This window comes from Streptomyces sp. NPDC001407, from assembly GCF_042895325.1.
In the GTDB taxonomy this organism is placed as follows: domain Bacteria; phylum Actinomycetota; class Actinomycetes; order Streptomycetales; family Streptomycetaceae; genus Streptomyces.
Window position 1 is genome coordinate 1 of the sequence record NZ_JBIAWF010000066.1, and the last position, 1,548, is coordinate 1,548.

The window sequence follows — 1,548 nt, forward strand, 5'->3', positions numbered from 1 at the left end:
GTCCGGTGGAGCGGAACACGCGGTACGAGACGATCCGTGAGTACCCGGGCCCGGATGCCTCGCTGCGGGAATCGCCCCAGCCCATGCGCGTCTGAATTCCCACCGAGTACCCCACGACGACGATCGGCGGACCCCTTATGACCACGCATGCGCCCGACGAAGACCTCGAAGTCTGGATCGACCAGGATCTGTGCACCGGAGACGGAATCTGCGCGCAGTACGCGCCGGACGTCTTCGAGCTGGACATCGACGGACTCGCCTATGTGAAGGACGCGGAGGACGAGTTGCGCCAGGAGCCTGGCGCGGCCGTGCCCGTGCCGCTGCCGCTCCTGCGGGACGTGGTGGATTCCGTGAAGGACTGCCCCGGCGACTGCATCCACGTACGCCGCCGGAGCGACCGTACCGAGGTCTACGGTCCCGACGCGTGAGCAGCGAGATGACGCGCGCGGAAACACCGGCCGCCCCTTCCGCGGAGGTGCGCATTCCGCCCCGGCGGCCCAAGGTCGGGCATATCCAGTTCCTGAACTGCCTGCCCCTTTCCTGGGGACTGGCCAGGACCGGCAGCCTGCTCGACCTCGATCTGACCTCGGACACCCCGGACCACCTCAATGCCGCGCTCGTCGCCGGTGAGCTCGACATGGGGCCCATCAGCCTCGTCGAATTCCTGCGTCACGCCGACGAATTGGTCGCGCTCCCGGGCATCGGCATCGGCAGCGACGGCCCGGTGATGTCCTGCCTGATCGTCAGCGAGAAGCCGCTGGAGGAACTCGACGGGGAGCGCGTCGCGCTCTGCGACACGAGCCGTACGTCGGTGCTGCTGGCGCAGCTCCTGCTGCGGGAGCGGACCGGCGTCAAACCGGACTACTTCGTCTGCCCGCCGGACCTGGGCGCGATGCTGTCGCAGGCGTCGGCCGCCGTGGTCATCGGCGACCCGGCGCTGCGGGCCTCCCTGCTGGAGGCGCCCCGGCAGGGGCTCCACGTCTACGACCTCGGGCAGCTGTGGCGGCAGTGGACCGGACTGCCCTTCGTCTTCGCGGTGTTCGCCGCCCGGCGCGATTTCCTGGCGAAGGAGCCGGAAACCGTGCACCGGGTCCACCAGGCGCTGCTGGCCGCCCGGGATCTCGCCCTGTCCGAGGTGGACAAGGTGAGCGAGATGGCCGCCCGTTGGGGTGATTTCGACGCACCGACGCTGAAGCGGTATTTCACCGAGGCCCTCGACTACGGCCTGGGCGACCGCCAGTTGGCCGGAATCGAGGAATTCGCCCGCAGGGCCGGGGGCGACGACGAGGGATTCCCGCCGGACGTCCGGGTGCGGCTGCTGGATCCCGCTGCCGCCGACAAGAAGTGAATCAGGCGCCCGGGCCGGTGGGCTCCGCCCTGATCGACATGCCGATGAACTCTGGAAAGGGCAGCGATATGCCGACGTTCGAAGAGCAGCACCCAGGACTGTCCGCCGTCCTCGACCGTGCCGCTGCCGGTGGCCGGATCACTGCGGGGGAGGCGCTGGAGCTGTACCGTTCGGCGCCGCTGCACGCCCTGGGCGCGGCG

2 protein-coding genes are annotated in these 1,548 nt (G+C 69.6%); both read left to right on the forward strand.

What is annotated here, in order from left to right:
- The first annotated feature begins 137 nt into the window (after positions 1-137).
- Positions 138-428 (forward strand): ferredoxin, encoded by a 291-nt coding sequence (locus ACFY1P_RS35380; protein WP_361535782.1) that lies wholly within the window; start codon positions 138-140, stop codon positions 426-428.
- Positions 429-436: 8 nt separating this feature from the next.
- Positions 437-1,348, forward strand: a complete 912-nt coding sequence (locus ACFY1P_RS35385) for a menaquinone biosynthetic enzyme MqnA/MqnD family protein (protein ID WP_390753013.1) — start codon at positions 437-439, stop codon at positions 1,346-1,348.
- Positions 1,349-1,548: the final 200 nt, after the last annotated feature.